Origin of the sequence: Burkholderia sp. MS389 (assembly GCF_016899425.1) — a bacterium.
Lineage (GTDB): Bacteria > Pseudomonadota > Gammaproteobacteria > Burkholderiales > Burkholderiaceae > Burkholderia > Burkholderia sola.
Genome location: NZ_CP045995.1, coordinates 1,088,985 through 1,104,224 on the forward strand (window position 1 = coordinate 1,088,985; position 15,240 = coordinate 1,104,224).

16 protein-coding genes are annotated in these 15,240 nt (G+C 67.9%); 8 read left to right on the forward strand and 8 right to left on the reverse strand.

Annotated elements, in window-relative coordinates:
• The first annotated feature begins 146 nt into the window (after positions 1–146).
• The 4 genes from GJG85_RS21255 to GJG85_RS21270 all read left to right on the forward strand — a co-directional run bounded on the left by GJG85_RS21255 (position 147) and on the right by GJG85_RS21270 (position 5,378).
• The gene (locus tag GJG85_RS21255; protein WP_204384385.1) at positions 147–1,535 is read left to right on the forward strand and encodes an MFS transporter; all 1,389 of its coding nucleotides are present in this window, start codon (positions 147–149) and stop codon (positions 1,533–1,535) included.
• Positions 1,536–1,927: 392 nt separating this feature from the next.
• Complete coding sequence (gene uppS / locus GJG85_RS21260; RefSeq protein WP_089489551.1) at positions 1,928–2,698, forward strand: polyprenyl diphosphate synthase; 771 nt, start codon at positions 1,928–1,930, stop codon at positions 2,696–2,698.
• Between the two features lie 53 nt (positions 2,699–2,751).
• Positions 2,752–3,831 (forward strand): terpene synthase, encoded by a 1,080-nt coding sequence (locus GJG85_RS21265; RefSeq protein ID WP_204384386.1) that lies wholly within the window; start codon positions 2,752–2,754, stop codon positions 3,829–3,831.
• Between the two features lie 335 nt (positions 3,832–4,166).
• A complete protein-coding gene (locus GJG85_RS21270; protein ID WP_050015000.1) occupies positions 4,167–5,378 on the forward strand; it encodes a crosslink repair DNA glycosylase YcaQ family protein in 1,212 nt (403 codons plus the stop codon).
• A 21-nt stretch (positions 5,379–5,399) separates the two neighbouring features.
• Here the strand turns inward: GJG85_RS21270 and fabI are convergent, their stop codons facing one another.
• Genes fabI through GJG85_RS21290 form a run of 4 tightly spaced genes read right to left on the reverse strand, consistent with a single transcriptional unit; the run spans position 5,400 to position 9,660 of the window.
• Complete coding sequence (fabI, locus tag GJG85_RS21275) at positions 5,400–6,158, reverse strand: enoyl-ACP reductase FabI (protein ID WP_050014998.1); 759 nt, start codon at positions 6,156–6,158, stop codon at positions 5,400–5,402.
• Positions 6,159–6,186: 28 nt separating this feature from the next.
• Entirely contained in the window at positions 6,187–7,308 is a 1,122-nt protein-coding gene (locus tag GJG85_RS21280; protein ID WP_204384387.1) for an alpha/beta fold hydrolase, read from the reverse strand.
• Between the two features lie 8 nt (positions 7,309–7,316).
• Positions 7,317–8,525: an acetate/propionate family kinase gene (locus tag GJG85_RS21285; protein ID WP_050014993.1), complete on the reverse strand. Its 1,209-nt coding sequence runs from the start codon at positions 8,523–8,525 to the stop codon at positions 7,317–7,319.
• A gap of 10 nt (positions 8,526–8,535) precedes the next feature.
• The gene (locus GJG85_RS21290) at positions 8,536–9,660 is read right to left on the reverse strand and encodes a phosphate acetyltransferase (protein WP_306427014.1); all 1,125 of its coding nucleotides are present in this window, start codon (positions 9,658–9,660) and stop codon (positions 8,536–8,538) included.
• Here GJG85_RS21290 and atpG point away from each other — a divergent pair.
• Both atpG and atpC read left to right on the forward strand, forming a co-directional pair.
• Positions 9,653–10,534: an ATP synthase F1 subunit gamma gene (atpG, locus tag GJG85_RS21295; protein WP_089489552.1), complete on the forward strand. Its 882-nt coding sequence runs from the start codon at positions 9,653–9,655 to the stop codon at positions 10,532–10,534. The two genes, GJG85_RS21290 and atpG, sit on opposite strands and share 8 nt — an antisense overlap.
• A 10-nt stretch (positions 10,535–10,544) precedes the next feature.
• Positions 10,545–11,003 (forward strand): ATP synthase F1 subunit epsilon, encoded by a 459-nt coding sequence (gene atpC, locus GJG85_RS21300; RefSeq protein ID WP_050014989.1) that lies wholly within the window; start codon positions 10,545–10,547, stop codon positions 11,001–11,003.
• A gap of 29 nt (positions 11,004–11,032) precedes the next feature.
• Here atpC and GJG85_RS21305 read toward each other — a convergent pair whose 3' ends face one another.
• Both GJG85_RS21305 and GJG85_RS21310 read right to left on the reverse strand, forming a co-directional pair.
• Positions 11,033–11,251: a DUF1653 domain-containing protein gene (locus GJG85_RS21305; protein ID WP_006480837.1), complete on the reverse strand. Its 219-nt coding sequence runs from the start codon at positions 11,249–11,251 to the stop codon at positions 11,033–11,035.
• A gap of 57 nt (positions 11,252–11,308) precedes the next feature.
• Positions 11,309–11,752: a GNAT family N-acetyltransferase gene (locus tag GJG85_RS21310; protein ID WP_050014986.1), complete on the reverse strand. Its 444-nt coding sequence runs from the start codon at positions 11,750–11,752 to the stop codon at positions 11,309–11,311.
• Between the two features lie 161 nt (positions 11,753–11,913).
• Between GJG85_RS21310 and GJG85_RS21315 the strand changes: the two genes are divergently transcribed.
• Positions 11,914–12,537 carry an HAD hydrolase-like protein gene (locus tag GJG85_RS21315; protein ID WP_050014984.1) on the forward strand — a complete coding sequence of 208 codons (624 nt, stop codon included), beginning with the start codon at positions 11,914–11,916 and terminating at the stop codon, positions 12,535–12,537.
• Positions 12,538–12,941: 404 nt separating this feature from the next.
• The gene (locus tag GJG85_RS21320) at positions 12,942–13,520 is read left to right on the forward strand and encodes a DUF4142 domain-containing protein (RefSeq protein WP_089489553.1); all 579 of its coding nucleotides are present in this window, start codon (positions 12,942–12,944) and stop codon (positions 13,518–13,520) included.
• Positions 13,521–13,647: 127 nt separating this feature from the next.
• On the opposite strand, the gene GJG85_RS21325 is transcribed toward GJG85_RS21320, so the two are convergent.
• Together GJG85_RS21325 and GJG85_RS21330 are read right to left on the reverse strand one after the other, a co-directional pair.
• On the reverse strand, positions 13,648–14,247 hold the full coding sequence (locus tag GJG85_RS21325) for a GNAT family protein (RefSeq protein ID WP_050014981.1): 600 nt from the start codon (positions 14,245–14,247) through the stop codon (positions 13,648–13,650).
• Between the two features lie 59 nt (positions 14,248–14,306).
• Positions 14,307–15,221, reverse strand: coding sequence for a LysR family transcriptional regulator (locus GJG85_RS21330; RefSeq protein WP_050014980.1), 915 nt, complete (start codon positions 15,219–15,221; stop codon positions 14,307–14,309).
• Between the last annotated feature and the right edge of the window lie 19 nt (positions 15,222–15,240).

Here is a 15,240-nt window from a genome sequence, read left to right on the forward strand (position 1 = left end):
AGCACATCGCTCACACGTGCGCGGTCGTCCTTTCCGCGCCATCCGCCGGAAAAGACGACTGTTGCAACATGCGGAACAACTGTTGTCGTACGTGACGCAGCGGTCACATTGTGGGCATAATGGCGTCTTTACCGCGCGCCCTGCCCATGTCGCCCGTCTTTCTAGCACCGCTCATCGTTGCCTGTGCGTTGTTCATGGAAAGCGTCGACGCGAACATCATCGTCACCGCCCTGCCCGCGATGGCGAGGGACTTTGGGCACAACCCCGTCACGTTGAACATTGCGATCACGGCCTACGTGGTCGGTCTCGGCGTGTTCATTCCGATCTGCGGCTGGCTCGCCGACCGCTTCAGCGCGCGCGCCGTGTTCCGCACCGCGATCGGCATCTTCGTCGTCGGCTCGCTGATGTGCGCGGCATCCAACTCGCTCGGCGTGCTCACGTTCGCGCGCTTCATCCAGGGCGTCGGCGGCGCGATGATGGTCCCGGTCGGCCGCATCATCATCTTCCGCGCGGTGCCGCGCGCCGATCTCCTGCGCGCGATGAACTACCTCGCGATTCCCGCGCTGTTCGGGCCCACGGTCGGGCCGCTCGTCGGCGGCTTCATCACGACCTACCTGCACTGGCGGATGATCTTCTTCATCAACGTGCCGATCGGCATCTACGGGATCTACCTCGCCAGCAAGCACATCGCGAACACGCACGAGCCCGATCCGGGCCCGCTCGACTGGTTCGGCTTCCTGCTGTCGGCCAGCGGCGCCGCGTTGCTGCTGATGGGCCTCACGCTGATCGACGGTTCGCTCACGTCGCGCTCGAACGCCATCATCATGTGCGCGGCCGGCGCCGCGATGCTCGCGCTGTACGTGCCGTACGCGCGCCGCAAGGAACGCCCAGTGCTCGACCTCAGTTTTCTGAAGATCCCGACGTACCACGCGAGCGTCGTCGGCGGGTCGCTGTTCCGCATCGGGCTCGGCGCAGTGCCGTTCCTGCTGCCGCTCGCGCTGCAGGAAGGGCTCGGCATGAGCGCGTTCCACTCGGGGCTCATCACGTGCGCGTCCGCGCTCGGCGGCGCGGTCAGCCGTTCGACCGCCACGCATACGCTGCGCCGCTTCGGTTTTCGCACGGTGCTGATCTACAACGCGGCATTCGCGGGCCTCGCGATCGCCGCGTACGGCGTGTTCCATCCCGGCATGGCGACCTGGACGATCTGGCTGATCGTGCTGGTCGGCGGCATCTTCCCCGCGCTGCAGTTCACGAGCCTGAATTCGATGATCTACGCGGACATCTCGCCGCGCGACGCAGGTCGCGCGACGAGCCTCGGCAGCGTCGTCCAGCAGATGTCGCTCGGCCTCGGCGTGACGGTGGCCGGCCTCGTGCTGCACGTGTCGCACTGGCTCCAGGGCCATCAGACGATGATGTGGTCGGATTTCTGGCCCGCGTTCCTCGTGGTCGGGCTGTGCTCGTTCGCGTCGATTCCGATCACGCGGCGGCTGCCGCCCGGCGCCGGCGACGAAGTCGCGCGCGGCAAGCGGGCATAAGCGCCCGACGGCCGACGCGGCGGAAACGTTTTCGCCGCAATCGGTCGCCCGCGTATTGCATCGCTTTATTTTCCAATTCCGCGATTTATTCAATCTCGCGAAACGCAAAAAGCATTCGCCGTATCCGCATGTCGAAATAACATCGGCTCGAAAATCGACTGCGCATCACCGCTTTCGATATCGGCCGGCACCCCGCCACGCCTGCTCGGTCGCTTGCGCTGGCGCGCCGAGAAATGGTGCATGCGAATGACTTGAAAATCCGAAATTCATTGATCAATAATAATCGCTCGCATCGGTGCGAACAGAATTCCCACGCCGGCATGCGGCAGTCGCCATAACGATCCCACTGCTGTTTCACGTTTCGATCGCTTCCTCGCCTCGAAGGAGTCGCCATGACTCAAGAGCTGATTCTGCGCGCGCCGGCAACGTTCGCCATCGACTCGCCTGCCGCATCAGAGACGGCCCGGCCGCCGTTGCCGACGCATCTTGCCGTCATTCTCGATGGCAACCGGCGTTGGGCGGACCGTCTCGGCCTGCCGGCCGTCGACGGCTATCGGGCCGGCGGGCGCAACGTGCATGCGCTGCTGTCGTGGTGCGAGGAAGCCGGGATCCCGTTCGTGACGCTGTGGCCGCTGTCCACCGAAAATCTCAATCGCGACGCCGCTCAATTGCGCGGTCTGCTCGCGGTCATCGCCGACGTCATCGACGAGCTCGCCGCCGGCGGCCGCTGGCGCCTGCACGTGATCGGCGACCTGACGAAGTTGCCGCCCGCGACAGCCGAGCGCATCGGTGCCGCGCAACAACGCACGGCCCACGCGTGCGGGCTCGATGTGAACATCGCGGTCGCGTACAGCGGCCGCCTCGACCTGCTGCACGCAGTCCGCTCGCTGATCGCGGAGCACGTCGCGGCCGGCACCGTCGATCAGTTGCTCGCGCAGCTCAGCCCGGAGCTGATCGCGAGCCGGCTCTATACGGCCGGCCAGCCGGAGCCGGACCTCGTGATCCGCACGTCCGGCGAGCAACGCCTGTCGAATTTCATGCTGTGGCAAACCGCTTTCTCGGAGTTCTATTTCACGCCGACGTGCTGGCCCGATTTCGGACGCGACGATTTCGAACAGGCGATCGATGCATACGGCAAGCGCGCGCGCCGGTTCGGCATGTAGGCCGCCCCCCCCTTCACGACACCTGTTGCCACCCGCCATCCGCGAGGTACGCCATGTCCACCGCCGAAACCGTTGCCGCCGAAGCCGCCGCGCCCACGCTCGTGCTGCCGCACCTGCTCCACCCGTTCGAAACGCCGGTGCATCCCGACGCCGACCGCGCCGAAGCCGACCTGCTCGCGTGGATGAACGGCCATGGCCTGCTCGACGATCCGCGCTGGGCCAACGGCATCCGTCACGGCAAGGTCGGCGAATACTGCTCGCGCGTCTATGCGCACGCCACCTTCGACGGCCTGTGCACGACGACCCGCGCGTACGGCTGGATCTTCGCGATCGACGACGGCCTGTGCAGCCTGCACGGCGTCGCGCGCACGCCCGGCGAGCTCGGCGCGCTCTACCTGTGGCTGTACGAAATGATTGCCGATCCGACCGGCCACGATCCGGCACCGCTGCGCGCCGCGCTGGCGGCGCGCCTGCCGCACCTGGCCGCGTTCCTGCCCGCCCTGCAACGGGCGACTCAAGATGTGTGCGCGCGTATCGCCGCGACGTCCACGCGCGTGCAGTACGCACGCTGGGTCGCGGGGATGATGACGTTCCTGTTCTCGACGCTGTGGGAAGCCGGCCGGTTCGCGACCGACGTCGTGCCCGACACGGCCGAGTACCTTTCCGGTCGCACCTATAACGGCTGCGGCGAAGGCGCGTTCGCGCTGATCGATATCGCCGCTGGCTACGAAGCGCCCGCCGCGTTCTACGCCGACGAAGGAGTCGAGCGCCTGCGCAAGCTGTCCGGCCTGATCCTCTGCCTGTGCAACGACATCTTTTCGTATCCGAAAGAAGCTGGCGAATCGAGCAGCAATCTCGTCTGCGTCCTGATGCACGAACGCGGGCTCGCGCCGCAAGCCGCGCTCGACACGGCGGCGGACATCCACAACGGCTATCTCGCGCGTTATCTCGATCTGGAAAAACAGGTACGTGCGCGCACCGACGACCGCGCGTCGCTGCGCCTGCTCGACGAGGCCCGGACGTACATTCGCGGCAATTACGACTGGCACTTCGGTTCGCCGCGTTACGGCGCGGCGAAACACTACGACCTGTCCCGCGCGCTGCGGCCCGGACAGACGAGCGCCGCGGCATGACCCGTCGCGCGGCAATGGGTGAAAACCGGAAAAACAAAAAAATCAGCGGACATCCACACGGGGCCGGTGCACAGCCGCATGGATGTCCGCTCAGGGCTCCGGGTCTCCCGATGGGGGTCGGGAATCCCGGATTCGCTTCCTGCGTGCCATGGACATATGTGCGTCGGAAGCGGAATCGTTGCGCGCATTGATCGTCGCGCCATGAACTGCACTATAGGGAAACTTGCGAAACGCATCTGTCAACCATTGTCAGACGTGTTGCAGCCGCACGTCGCACGCGCGCGCCGCTTTCGCGCTAAAGTGGTTCCCGATCGCCACCCTCGACCGTCCCGCCGATGCTCACGCTTTCGCCCGCCGCCGCCCGCGCGCTCCATCTCGCCGCACAGGGCCTGCTCACCCCGCCGCGCCGCAAGGCGACCAAGTCCGACGTGCTCGACACGATCCGCCGGATGGCGCAGTTGCAGATCGACACCATCCACGTCGTCGCACGCAGCCCGTATCTCGTGCTGTTCAGCCGTCTCGGCGATTTCCCGCCGCGCTGGCTCGACGAACATCTCGCCGAGGCGCGCCTGTTCGAATACTGGTCGCACGAAGCGTGTTTCCTGCCGATCGAGCAGTTCGGGCTGATGCGCTACAAGATGCTCGATCCGTCGGGGATGGGCTGGAAATATGCGGCCGAATGGCACGAGCAGAATCGTCCGGAGATCGAACGGCTGCTCGCGCGGATTCGCGACGAAGGCCCGGTGCGGTCGGCCGATTTCGCGCGCGAGGACGGCGTGAAAGGCAACGGCTGGTGGGATCGCAAGCCCGAGAAGCGTCACCTGGAAGTGCTGTTCACGACGGGCGACCTGATGGTGTCGGAGCGCCGCAATTTCCAGCGCGTGTACGACGTGCGCGAACGCGTGCTGCCCGACTGGGACGATACGCGCGACCTGCCGCCGCGCGATGCGGTGCTGCCTGCGCTGCTCGACTACACGTGCCGCGCGCTCGGCGTCGTGCGCGCGGACTGGGTGGCCGACTACTATCGGCTGCCGCGCCGTTCGTACCGCGCGGAACTGGAGCGGCTCGCCGAGGCCGGTGACCTGATTCCGGTGCAGATCGACGACTGGAAGGAACCGGCCTACGTGCATCGCTCGCTCGATGCGCTGCTGCCGGCGGCCGCTGCCGACACGCTGCGCTCGACGGTCACGACGCTGCTGTCGCCGTTCGACCCGGTCGTGTGGGACCGGCGGCGCGCGTCGACGCTGTTCGGTTTCGATTACACGATCGAGTGCTATACGCCCGAGCACAAGCGGCGCTACGGCTATTTCTGCCTGCCCGTGCTGCATCGCGGCCGGCTGGTGGGCCGCGTCGATGCGAAAGCGCATCGCACGCTCGGCACGTTCGAGCTGAAAGCCGTGCATGTCGAGCCGGGCGTGCGGTTCGGCGCCGGGCTCGCAGCCGACGTCGCGAAGGCCGTGAAGAAACTCGCGGCGTGGCACGGCACGCCGGAGGTCACGGTCGCCCACGCGCCGCCGGCCCTCGTGCAGGCATTCGCGCGGACCTGAACGCCGCGCGCCGCCGGCGCGCTAGAGCATGTGCATGCCGGCGTCGACATAGTGCGTGCCGCCCGTGATCGCCCGTGCGCCGTCGCTGGCGAGAAACGCGCAAAACGCGCCGACGTCGTCGATGTCCAGCGCGTGATGCAGCGGCGCCCGGCGCGCGGTGTCGTCGAGCAGCCGGCCGAAGTCCGGCAGGCCCGACGCCGCGCGCGTCGGCAGCACGCCCGGCGAAATCGCGTTGACGCGAATGCCCGCGCCGCCGAGTTCGGCCGCCAGGTACCGCACGCTCGCTTCGAGCGCGGCCTTGACCGGCCCCATCACCCCGTAGTTCGCGACGACCTGCTCCGCGCCGAGATAGCTCATCGCCATCAGGCTCCCGCCGCGCGTCATCAGAGGCTCGGCGAGCCGCGCCATCCGGATGAACGAATGGCACGAGGTATCCATCGCCAACGCGAAGCCTTCCGGCGAACTGTCGACCACGCGGCCGTGCAGATCGGCCTTCGGTGCATACGCAACCGAATGCAGCACGAAGTCGATTTCGCCCCATTGGGCCGCGATTGCATCGAACACCGCCGCCATCTGGTCGGGCCGCCCGACGTCGAGCGGCATCCGGATCGGCGCGTCGAGTTGCGCGAACAGCGGCTCGACGTGCGGCAAGGTCTTGTCCGACTGCCAGGTCACCGCGAGCGTCGCGCCGGCCCGGCAAAACGCACGCGCGCATCCCCACGCGATGCTCTGTTCGTTCGCAATGCCGACGACGAGCCCCCGCTTGTGTCGCAACGTCATGCCGCCTCCCTTGCCGATCCGCGCCGGCCTAGCGCTGCGCGGCGATCCATCGCGCGATGTCGGGCCACACCGTCGTCAGCGTGCGCGTCCCCATGAACAGACCGATATGGCCGCCCGGCACGAGCCGGCTCTCGATCCGCGACGCGGGCGTCCCGAGAAGATCGTGCGCACCGAACACCTGCTCCGGCGTCGTGATGTCGTCGGCCTCGCCACCCAGCAGATAGGCCGGGCACGCGACGTCCTTCAGGTCGAGCGTGCGCCCGAGCGCGACGAACGTGCCCTTCGCGAGCCGGTTCTCCTTGAAGATCTGCACGATCGCCTGCAGGTACCAGCGCCCCGGCAGGTCGATCGGGCTTTCGTACCAGTTCGCGAACACCTCGCGCTCGCGCAGGTATTCGGGATCGTCGAGATGCTCGTACAGGTCGACGTGCTCGGCGAGATAGTGCTGGTCCGGATGCATGTTCTTCCAGCCGCGCAGCATGAAGCGCCCGCGCATCAGCCCGCCGCCCATCGCGACGAGTTCCTCGTAGAACGACGTCGGATACGTGTGCACCATCCGCTTGATCGGGCCGTCGCCCGCGTCGGTGTCGATCGGCGAGCCGGCCAGCACGAGGCTCGCGACCTTGTGCGGGAAACGCGCCGCATACATCGCGGACATCCAGCCGCCCTGACACAGGCCGACGAGATTCACGCGGCCACCGAGTTCGTCGACGCACACGTTCAGCTCGGCCAGATACTGGTCGATCTCGAGGTCCTTCATGTCCTCGGTGGCCGAGCGCCAGTCGGTCAGGTACAGACGCGTCACGCCGTGCTCGCGCAGCGTCTGCATCAGGCTCTGCCCCGGCTGGTAGTCGGCGATCATCGCGCTGTGCCCCGCGTACGGCGCATCGACGATCGTCGGCAGCCCGTGCGCCGGCGCGACCGAATAATCGCGGAACGTCATCGTCCGCAGTTCCAGCAACGGCCGGTTCGCCGATGCGAGCACCGGATGCGCTTCGAAATGGAGCTTCTCCTCTTCCGCGAGGAAGCGGAGATTGCGCGCCGTGATCTCGGAGCCGGCGGCAAACATCGCCGTGGCGGCGGCCATCGGCCAGAAAATCGGCAGCGCGGGGGCGCTGACGGCAGGGGAAGGCGTGTCGCGTGCTGTCATCGGAGGTCTCACCGGGTCGGATACGGCGTGGAAGGGATCGCGTCGTCCAGCACGCGGCGCGTGTGGCGCGCGATCATCAGGTTCTCGTCGGTCGGAATCACGCGCACCGTCACGCGCGACGCGTCGCTCGAAATCACCGGCAAGCCGGCCGCGTTCGCCGCGTCGTCGAGCACGATGCCGAGCCACGCGGCGCGATTGCAGATCCGTTCACGCACGTGCGGCGCGTGCTCGCCGATGCCCGCCGTGAACACGAGCGTGTCGAGACCGCCGAGCACGCCGGCCAGCGCGGCGAGCTCGCGGGCCGCGCGATAGGCGAACAGCTCGACCGCATGCGCGGCCGACGGTGCGTCGCTCGCGAGCAGCGTGCGCATGTCGCTCGACACGCCGGATACGCCGAGCAAGCCGGATTCGGCATAGATCAGATGCTCGACCTCGTCGAGCGACCGGCCCGCGTGACGCTGCAGATACAGGATCACGCCCGGGTCCAGCGCGCCCGTGCGCGTGCCCATCGGCAGCCCGTCGACGGCCGTGAACCCCATCGTCGTCGCGACGCTGCGGCCGTTCTCGAGCGCACACAGGCTCGCGCCGTTGCCGAGGTGCGCGACCACCGTCCGGTGCTGCACCCACGACGGATCGAGGGCCGCGAGCGCCGTCGCGATGTACTCGTACGACAGCCCGTGAAACCCGTAGCGCACGATGCCCTGCTCGGTCAGCGCGCGCGGCAACGCGAACTCCCGTTCGAGCGCCGGCACCGTCGAATGGAACGCGGTATCGAAACACGCGACCTGCGGCAGGTTCGGCGCAACCGCGGCCACCGCGCGAATCGCGTCGACATGATGCGGCTGGTGCAGCGGCGCGAGCGGCGAAAGCGACGCGATCGCATCGAGCACGTGCGCGTCGATCCGCACCGGCGCGGTGAAATACGGGCCGCCATGCACGACCCGGTGCCCGACGCCGTCGAACCCGGCCTCCCGCCCGACGTGCGCGACGAACCACGCGTGCAGCGCCTCGATCGCGCCTTGATGCCCCGGTCGCGCGACCGGGCTGTCGGCGAGCGTCGCGCCGTGCGCATCGGCCACGAACAGATGCGGTGCGCCATGCAGGTTCTCAACCTGCCCGTGCAGGCCCGCATCGAGCGAACGATCGTCGCGCGTGTCGTAGACCGAGAACTTGAGGCTCGACGAGCCGGCGTTGAGCACCAGGACGGGATGTCGCATCGCGGCCTCGTCAGTGTGCGTCGGCCGCAATCGCCGGCGCGTCCATGGGCGCCGCCGTGGCGCGCGCCGCCGCCGCGACGAGCGCTGCGACCGCGCAGCTCGCCAGGCGCGTGCGTTCGCTGTCGGCGCGACTCGTCAGGATCACCGGCACGCGCGCACCGAGCACGATGCCGGCCGCATCGGCATTCGCGAGGAACGTCAGCTCCTTCGCGAGCATGTTGCCGGCCTCGAGATCGGGCACGAGCAGGATGTCCGCATCGCCCGCGACCGCGGAACCGAGATGCTTGAGCCGCGCGGCCTCCGGGCTGATCGCGTTGTCGAACGCGAGCGGCCCGTCGAGCAGCGCGCCGGTGATCTGGCCGCGCTCGGCCATCTTGCACAGCGCGGCCGCGTCGAGCGTCGACGGCAGCTTCGAGCTGACCGTCTCGACCGCCGACAGGATCGCCACCTTCGGCCGGGCGATGCCGAGCGCATGCGCGAGATCGATCGCGTTCTGCGCGATGTCGGCCTTCTGTTCGAGCGTCGGACGGATATTGACGGCGGCGTCGGTGATGAACAGCGGCTTGGGGTAAGTCGGCACGTCCATGATGAACACGTGGCTCAGGCGCCGCCCGGTGCGCAGCCCCGTGTCGGCGCGCACCACCTCCGCCAGCAACTCGTCGGTGTGCAGGCTGCCCTTCATCAGCGCCTGCGCGTCGCCCGCGCGCACCAGCTCGACGGCGCGCGCCGCCGACGCATGACTGTGCGGCGCATCCACGAGACGATAGCCGGACAGGTCCACACCGAGCGTCGCGGCGAGCATCGTGATTCGCGCCACCGGGCCGACCAGCACGGGCACGATGATCCCGGCCCGGGCGGCGGCGGCCGCCGCGTGCAGCGATACCTCGTCGCAGGGATGCGCGACCGCGACCGTCACAGGCCGCAACGCGTGGCAACGCGCAATCAGCGCGTCGTATTTCTGATGCGTGTGCAATTCGGTCATCGACTGCCCCTTCGCAAGGATCACGTGAACGGATTCTGGTGCGGGACCGGGCGAAGTCGTTTGATTTCCGTCAATCGTTTCAGGTGAAGTCCCGATAGCATGAATCCGCACGATGACATCCGGACGGCCGCAACGCCCCCCTGACATGCACATACGCGAAATCCGCTCGAAGATCGCCAGTACCTCGTCCACGCGCAAGATCACGAAGGCGATGGAAATGATGGCGCGCACCAAGATGGCGAGCGCGCAGCGACGCGCGCGCGAGTTCCGCCCGTATGCGGCGCGCATCGCCGCGATGGCGGAACGCGTGCTGCGAGACCGTCCCGACCACGTATCGGCGCTGATGGCGCGACGCGATACCGTGCGCCGCGTCGGCCTGATCGTCGTCAGCACCGATCGCGGGCTGTGCGGCCCGCTCAATGCGCGGCTGCTCGTCGAATGCGTGGATGCGCTCGAACGCTGGGACCGTGCCGGTGTCGCATGCGAGTTGAGCGTGATCGGTGCGCGCGGCCTCGCGCCGCTGCTGCGCCACGGTGCGACCATCGCCGCGCGTGCGAGCGGCCTGGCCGCCGAGCCGCACTTCGAGCAGTTGCTCGGTGCGCTGCTCGTGCCGCTGACCGCGTTCGTCAACGGCGAGCTCGACGAAGTACACGTCGCATACAACCGGCTGACGAGCCCGCTCGCGTACGAGCCGCGCATCGATGCGATGCTGCCGATCGTGGGGCTCGACACGGGCGCGCCGACCGACGGCGCGCCCGTGTCCGCACCCGCGTCCGACTATCTGTACGAGCCCGCGCCCAAACCGGTCGTCGACACGTTGCTGCTGCGCTACGTCGAGGCGACGCTCTATCAGGCCGTCGTCGAGAACTACGCGTGCGAGCAATGCGCGCGGATGTTCAGCATGCAGACCGCGACAGACAACGCCGACCGCGTGTTGCGCGAACTGCGGCACCTGTACCAGAAGACGCGACAGGCGCAGATCACCACCGAGCTGTGCGAAATCGTCGCCGGTGCGGCGGCGGTCTGAAGGAGCATGCATGAAGACGTCGATGAGGCTCGACATCGTAAGCGTGGAAGCGGTGCTGTATGCCGGCGACGCGCATTTCGTCGTCGTTCCGGGGGAAAGCGGAGAACTGGGGATCTACCCGCACCACGCGCCGCTGCTCACGCGGATCCGGCCGGGCGTCGTGATGCTCGTCGATGCGCCGACCGGCGAGCATCGCCGCCTGCTCGTCGCGGGCGGCGTGCTGGAGGTCAGCCGCGACGGCGTGACGCTGATCGCCGATCACGCGTTGCGCACGCCCGAACTCGACGATCTGCGCGCACGCGAAGCGCGGCATGCGGCCGACGACTGGCGCCAGCGCTACGCGCACGAAAACCGGCGCGCGTTCGATTTCGCGTCGGCCCGCACGGAATTGATGGATGAAATTCGACGCTTCTTTGCGATGGCGCTGCGGCAACAGGCGCCGCACGACAAGCCGGGCAGCGCGGGCTAGACACCGGCGCCGGCCTCGGTGCCGCCCGCTCAGTCGCGCAGCTTGCGAAACCGCGGCGTGCCGTCTTCGAGGTTGCCGTTGAACATCGCTTCCGGCCGCACCCACAGCCCGCGCGCATGCGGCCACAGATGCTCGTAGACGACCACCGATTCCTCGGTTTCGGAATGGCGCGCAACGCCGATGTAGCGGTACAGGCCGCCCTTGTAGTGGCGGTGCGTCGCGAGCTGTTCGGCTTCCTGTTCGGTCATGGTGTGCTTTTCTTCGGCAAAAACGGAAAGCGCGTATTGTATGCGCTGCGGCGCGCGTCAGCGTTTCGTGTAGATGTCGGGCCGGCGGATCTCCATCAGCCGCTCGGGATTCGCGGGCGGACCGAAACCGACCGGCCGGTACAGCGCGTGCGCGTCGGTCGTCGCGAGCATGATGCGGCGCAGCCGCTGCACCATCTGCTGCGCGAAGATATGGTCGATCAGTGCGCGGCCGTAGCCGTTGCCGCGTTCGGCCGGCAGCACGAACACGTCGCACAGATACGCGAACGTCGCGTGATCGGTGACGAGCCGCGCAAACCCGACGAGCCGGTCGCCGACATACGCGCCGAAGCACAGCGAGCCCTCGATCGCCCGCTCGACTACGTCGCGCGGAATGCCCTGCGACCAATACGCGTCGCGATGCAGGAAATCGAAGATCGCGTCGATGTCGAGTTCGCGCTTGTCGGTGGAAATTCTCAGCGTGGCGGGGGTGGCTGCGGGCACGTCTGTTCTCCGGTTCGAGGGGCGGAAGGCGCAGCATCGACGATACCGCGCCGTGGGGGGGCGGGACAAGGGGCACTGGAGTCCGCCGTGGACGAACAGCCGCACTGCCACCCTCGATTCGGCGACAATGGCACCCGCCGATAAACCCGAGACGCCGCTTCATGACCTTCCGCCTCATCGCCTTCGACTTCGACGGCACGCTCGCCGATTCGCTCGACAGTTTTCTCGCCGCGCTGACGGAAGCCTCGCGCCTGCACGGCTTTCGCGACGCCACGCCCGAACTGCGCCCGGCGCTGCGCGGGATGTCGGCGCGCGACATCGTTCGCGCGCTCGGCGTGCCAATGTGGAAAGTGCCGCGCGTGACGATCGACATGCGCCGCCTGATGCGGCCGCGCGTCGCGCACGTGCAACTGTTCCCCGGCGTCGCCGAAACGTTCGACGCGCTCGCCGCGCGCGGCATCCGCATCGCGATCGCCACGTCGAATACCGAGGAGATCGTGCGTGACCGGCTTGGCCCGCGCGCCGGCGCACGCGTCGACCATTTCGCGTGCGGCATTCCGCTGTTCGGCAAGGCGCGCCGTCTGCGCGCGCTCGTTCGCGAGGCCGGAGTGCGCGCAGACGAAGTGCTGTACGTCGGCGACGAAATCCGCGATGCCGACGCGGCTCGGCGTGCACATATTGCATTTCAGGGCGTCGCGTGGGGCTACACCGCGCCCGACGCGTTGCAGGCGCATTGCGCGACGCCGTTGCTGCCGCGCCTCGATGCGCTGCTCGATCGCGTGTGACGCTTTCACGCACGCCACGCACGCACCCCGTCCCTCGCACGACGCGCCGCGACGACAACTGCCGCGACGACATCGCACCGCTGAAATGCCGATGACACGCGCACGCATCTCATCCATTGCATGCGCCACGCGCACGCAAAAATTGCCGCCGCCACATGCGTATCAGGTACGCCCTACCGGGCTGCGCGCGTGCTCATCGTTTCGTCTTACCAACCGTTACACAAGCCACAGCACGGTTGCACCTGCTACCCGGCCGCTCTCCTAGAATCAGTCGGGCCGGAAAACACTTCGAACGCCGCCGCGGCAGAGCGGCAGTCGAACCCGGCCCGGGCGCGCCCGGTCTCTCGCACAGCGACGGATCGTACGATCCGTTTTTCAACCAGAGCCCCGATCGAGGAGGTCCCATGAACCGCTTTCCCCACCTTTCGCGCCTTGCCTTGTCTGCCGCTGGCCTGCTTCTCGTCGCCGTGACGGCGACCGCGCAAACCGCGCAACCGGCACCCGGCGCATCGGCTGCGCCGGCCGCGACCGCGACGCGCATCCACGAAGCCGACCAGACCTTCATCAACGACGGCACGAAGACCGTGTCGACCCAGCACGACGCCGCGCGCATCGCCGATGCGCGCACGTCGGACAGCCAGGTCAAGGCGTTCGCGCAACGCGTGTCGACCGACGATGCGAAGATCATCCAGGCGATGCGCGCGGCCAGCCCGCGCGGCGTCGACGTGCCGGCCAACGACCCCGACACGACCGTGCTGAACGGCATCAAGAGCCTGCGCGGCGCCGAGTTCGACAAGGCGTATATCGAACAGGTCGCGCTCGCCGGCCAGCAGAAGGCGATCTCGGCGTTCCAGGCCGAAATCGCATCGGGCCGCGACACCAAGCTGAAGGAAGTCGCCCGCCAGGCGCTACCGATCCTGCAGGCGCACTACGCGGATGCACAGAAGCTCGCGCAGCGTCATCACCTCGCATCGGCGCAGTAATTCATCCGATGCAGCGCCGCGCATCGCGCGCGGCGCACCGTTTCCCCCGCCGTCGCGCCGCCGCCTCCCCTGCCGGCGGCGCGACGCACGTCTCGAGCATCGAGCGCTCCGCCTCGCACGTCACGCGTTACGTCGCCAGCTTCGCGTCGAGTCGCGCCCGCACTTCCGGCCATTCGTCGTCGATGATGCTGAAGCGCACCGAGTTGCGCTTGCGGCCATCCGGCATGATCCGTTCGTGACGCACGATGCCCTCCTGTTTCGCACCGAGCCGCAGGATCGCCGCGCGCGATTTCTCGTTCAGCTCGTCCGTCGTGAACTGCACGCGCACGCATCGCAGCGTGTCGAACGCATAGCCCAGCAGCAACCGTTTCGCTTCGGTATTCGCGCGCGTACGCTGCGCCGATTCGCTCAGCCACGTATGACCGATCTCGAGCTTGCGATTCTTGCGGTCGATCTTCCAGAAGCGCGTGCTGCCGATGGCGCGGCCCGACGCGCGATCGACGATCACGAACGGCATCACGGTGCCGGCCGCCCGCCCCTGCAACGCCGTGTCGATGTAGGCGTCGACCGTCTGCGCGCCGGGCACGACCGTGACCTTCAGGTTCCACAACGCGCCGTCAGCCGCGGCATCCAGCAGCGCCTGCCGGTCGGATGTGTCGAGCGGACGCAGGACGACACGTGCGCCGGTGAGGGTCGGTTGTTCGAGGAAAGACGATGCGTCGGTCATGACGGGATTCCGGAAAATGACGGCGATGGCGGCGAAACGCCCATCATACGGCGGTGCCGCTAGCCGAGGTGGGCGGCCAGCCGGCGGCGGATCGCCTTCGCTTCGGCGCGCAGCGCATCGGCGAACGCGTCGACGAGCAGGTTCTTCGGCCGGTGCTCGGGCACGATCACGCTGACCCGGTACGGAAACGACCGCGTCAGCGGCCGCACGTGCAGGTCGCGGCCGACGAAATCGAGCGCGGTGAGCGGGTTGACGATCGCGGCGCCGAGCCCCTGCCGCACGAACGCACACACCGACACGGCCGACGGCGTGTCGACCACCGAGCGCGGCGCGATGCCGAGTTGCGCGAACGCCTCGTCGATCAGGATGCGATACGGATCGTTCAGCGACAGGCTCACGAACGGGCGATCGGCGAGATCCAGCAGGTCGATCGCGTCCTGCGCGAGCAGCGGATGGCCGCCGGGCAGCACGCACACTTCATCCACTTCGAGCAGCGGCGTGAGCACCGTGCCGGCCGGCGCGACATCGCGCTCGGTCAGCCCCAAATCGTAACGCTGCGCGGTGAGCCACTCCTCGAGCACCGGCGACTCCTGCGTCGCGACCGATACGCTGACGCCCGCATGCGCGTCGTGAAAGCGCCGGCATGCACCGGGCAGGATCGCGTGCGAGAACGCCGGCAACGCGATTACCGACAGTTGCCCGTCGCGAAACTCGCGCAGGCGCGCGGCCGTCGCCGCGATGCGTTCGAGCCCCGCATACGCGAGCCGCACATCGTCGAACAGCGTGAGCGCGGCCATCGTCGGGCGCAGCCGGCCGTGCGCGCGTTCGAACAGCGCAAAGCCGACGACCTGCTCCATCCGCGCCAGTTCGCGGCTGATCGTCGGCTGCGACGTGTACAGCATCTCGGCCGCGCGCGTCGTGCTGCCGGTGACCATCAGCGCGCGGAAAACCTCGATATGACGGTGCGTCAGCATGGCCGTATATATCAGAAAT

What these genes read in the sequence shown, in the direction of transcription:
- GJG85_RS21255 (WP_204384385.1), top strand. Translation starts at nt 147, where the DNA reads ATGTCGCCCGTCTTTCTAGCACCGCTCATCGTTGCCTGTGCGTTGTTC.
- uppS (WP_089489551.1), top strand. Translation starts at nt 1,928, where the DNA reads ATGACTCAAGAGCTGATTCTGCGCGCGCCGGCAACGTTCGCCATCGAC.
- GJG85_RS21265 (WP_204384386.1), top strand. Translation starts at nt 2,752, where the DNA reads ATGTCCACCGCCGAAACCGTTGCCGCCGAAGCCGCCGCGCCCACGCTC.
- GJG85_RS21270 (WP_050015000.1), top strand. Translation starts at nt 4,167, where the DNA reads ATGCTCACGCTTTCGCCCGCCGCCGCCCGCGCGCTCCATCTCGCCGCA.
- fabI (WP_050014998.1), bottom strand. Translation starts at nt 6,158, where the DNA reads ATGACGTTGCGACACAAGCGGGGGCTCGTCGTCGGCATTGCGAACGAA.
- GJG85_RS21280 (WP_204384387.1), bottom strand. Translation starts at nt 7,308, where the DNA reads ATGACAGCACGCGACACGCCTTCCCCTGCCGTCAGCGCCCCCGCGCTG.
- GJG85_RS21285 (WP_050014993.1), bottom strand. Translation starts at nt 8,525, where the DNA reads ATGCGACATCCCGTCCTGGTGCTCAACGCCGGCTCGTCGAGCCTCAAG.
- atpG (WP_089489552.1), top strand. Translation starts at nt 9,653, where the DNA reads ATGCACATACGCGAAATCCGCTCGAAGATCGCCAGTACCTCGTCCACG.
- GJG85_RS21290 (WP_306427014.1), bottom strand. Translation starts at nt 9,660, where the DNA reads ATGTGCATGTCAGGGGGGCGTTGCGGCCGTCCGGATGTCATCGTGCGG.
- atpC (WP_050014989.1), top strand. Translation starts at nt 10,545, where the DNA reads ATGAAGACGTCGATGAGGCTCGACATCGTAAGCGTGGAAGCGGTGCTG.
- GJG85_RS21305 (WP_006480837.1), bottom strand. Translation starts at nt 11,251, where the DNA reads ATGACCGAACAGGAAGCCGAACAGCTCGCGACGCACCGCCACTACAAG.
- GJG85_RS21315 (WP_050014984.1), top strand. Translation starts at nt 11,914, where the DNA reads ATGACCTTCCGCCTCATCGCCTTCGACTTCGACGGCACGCTCGCCGAT.
- GJG85_RS21320 (WP_089489553.1), top strand. Translation starts at nt 12,942, where the DNA reads ATGAACCGCTTTCCCCACCTTTCGCGCCTTGCCTTGTCTGCCGCTGGC.
- GJG85_RS21325 (WP_050014981.1), bottom strand. Translation starts at nt 14,247, where the DNA reads ATGACCGACGCATCGTCTTTCCTCGAACAACCGACCCTCACCGGCGCA.
- GJG85_RS21330 (WP_050014980.1), bottom strand. Translation starts at nt 15,221, where the DNA reads ATGCTGACGCACCGTCATATCGAGGTTTTCCGCGCGCTGATGGTCACC.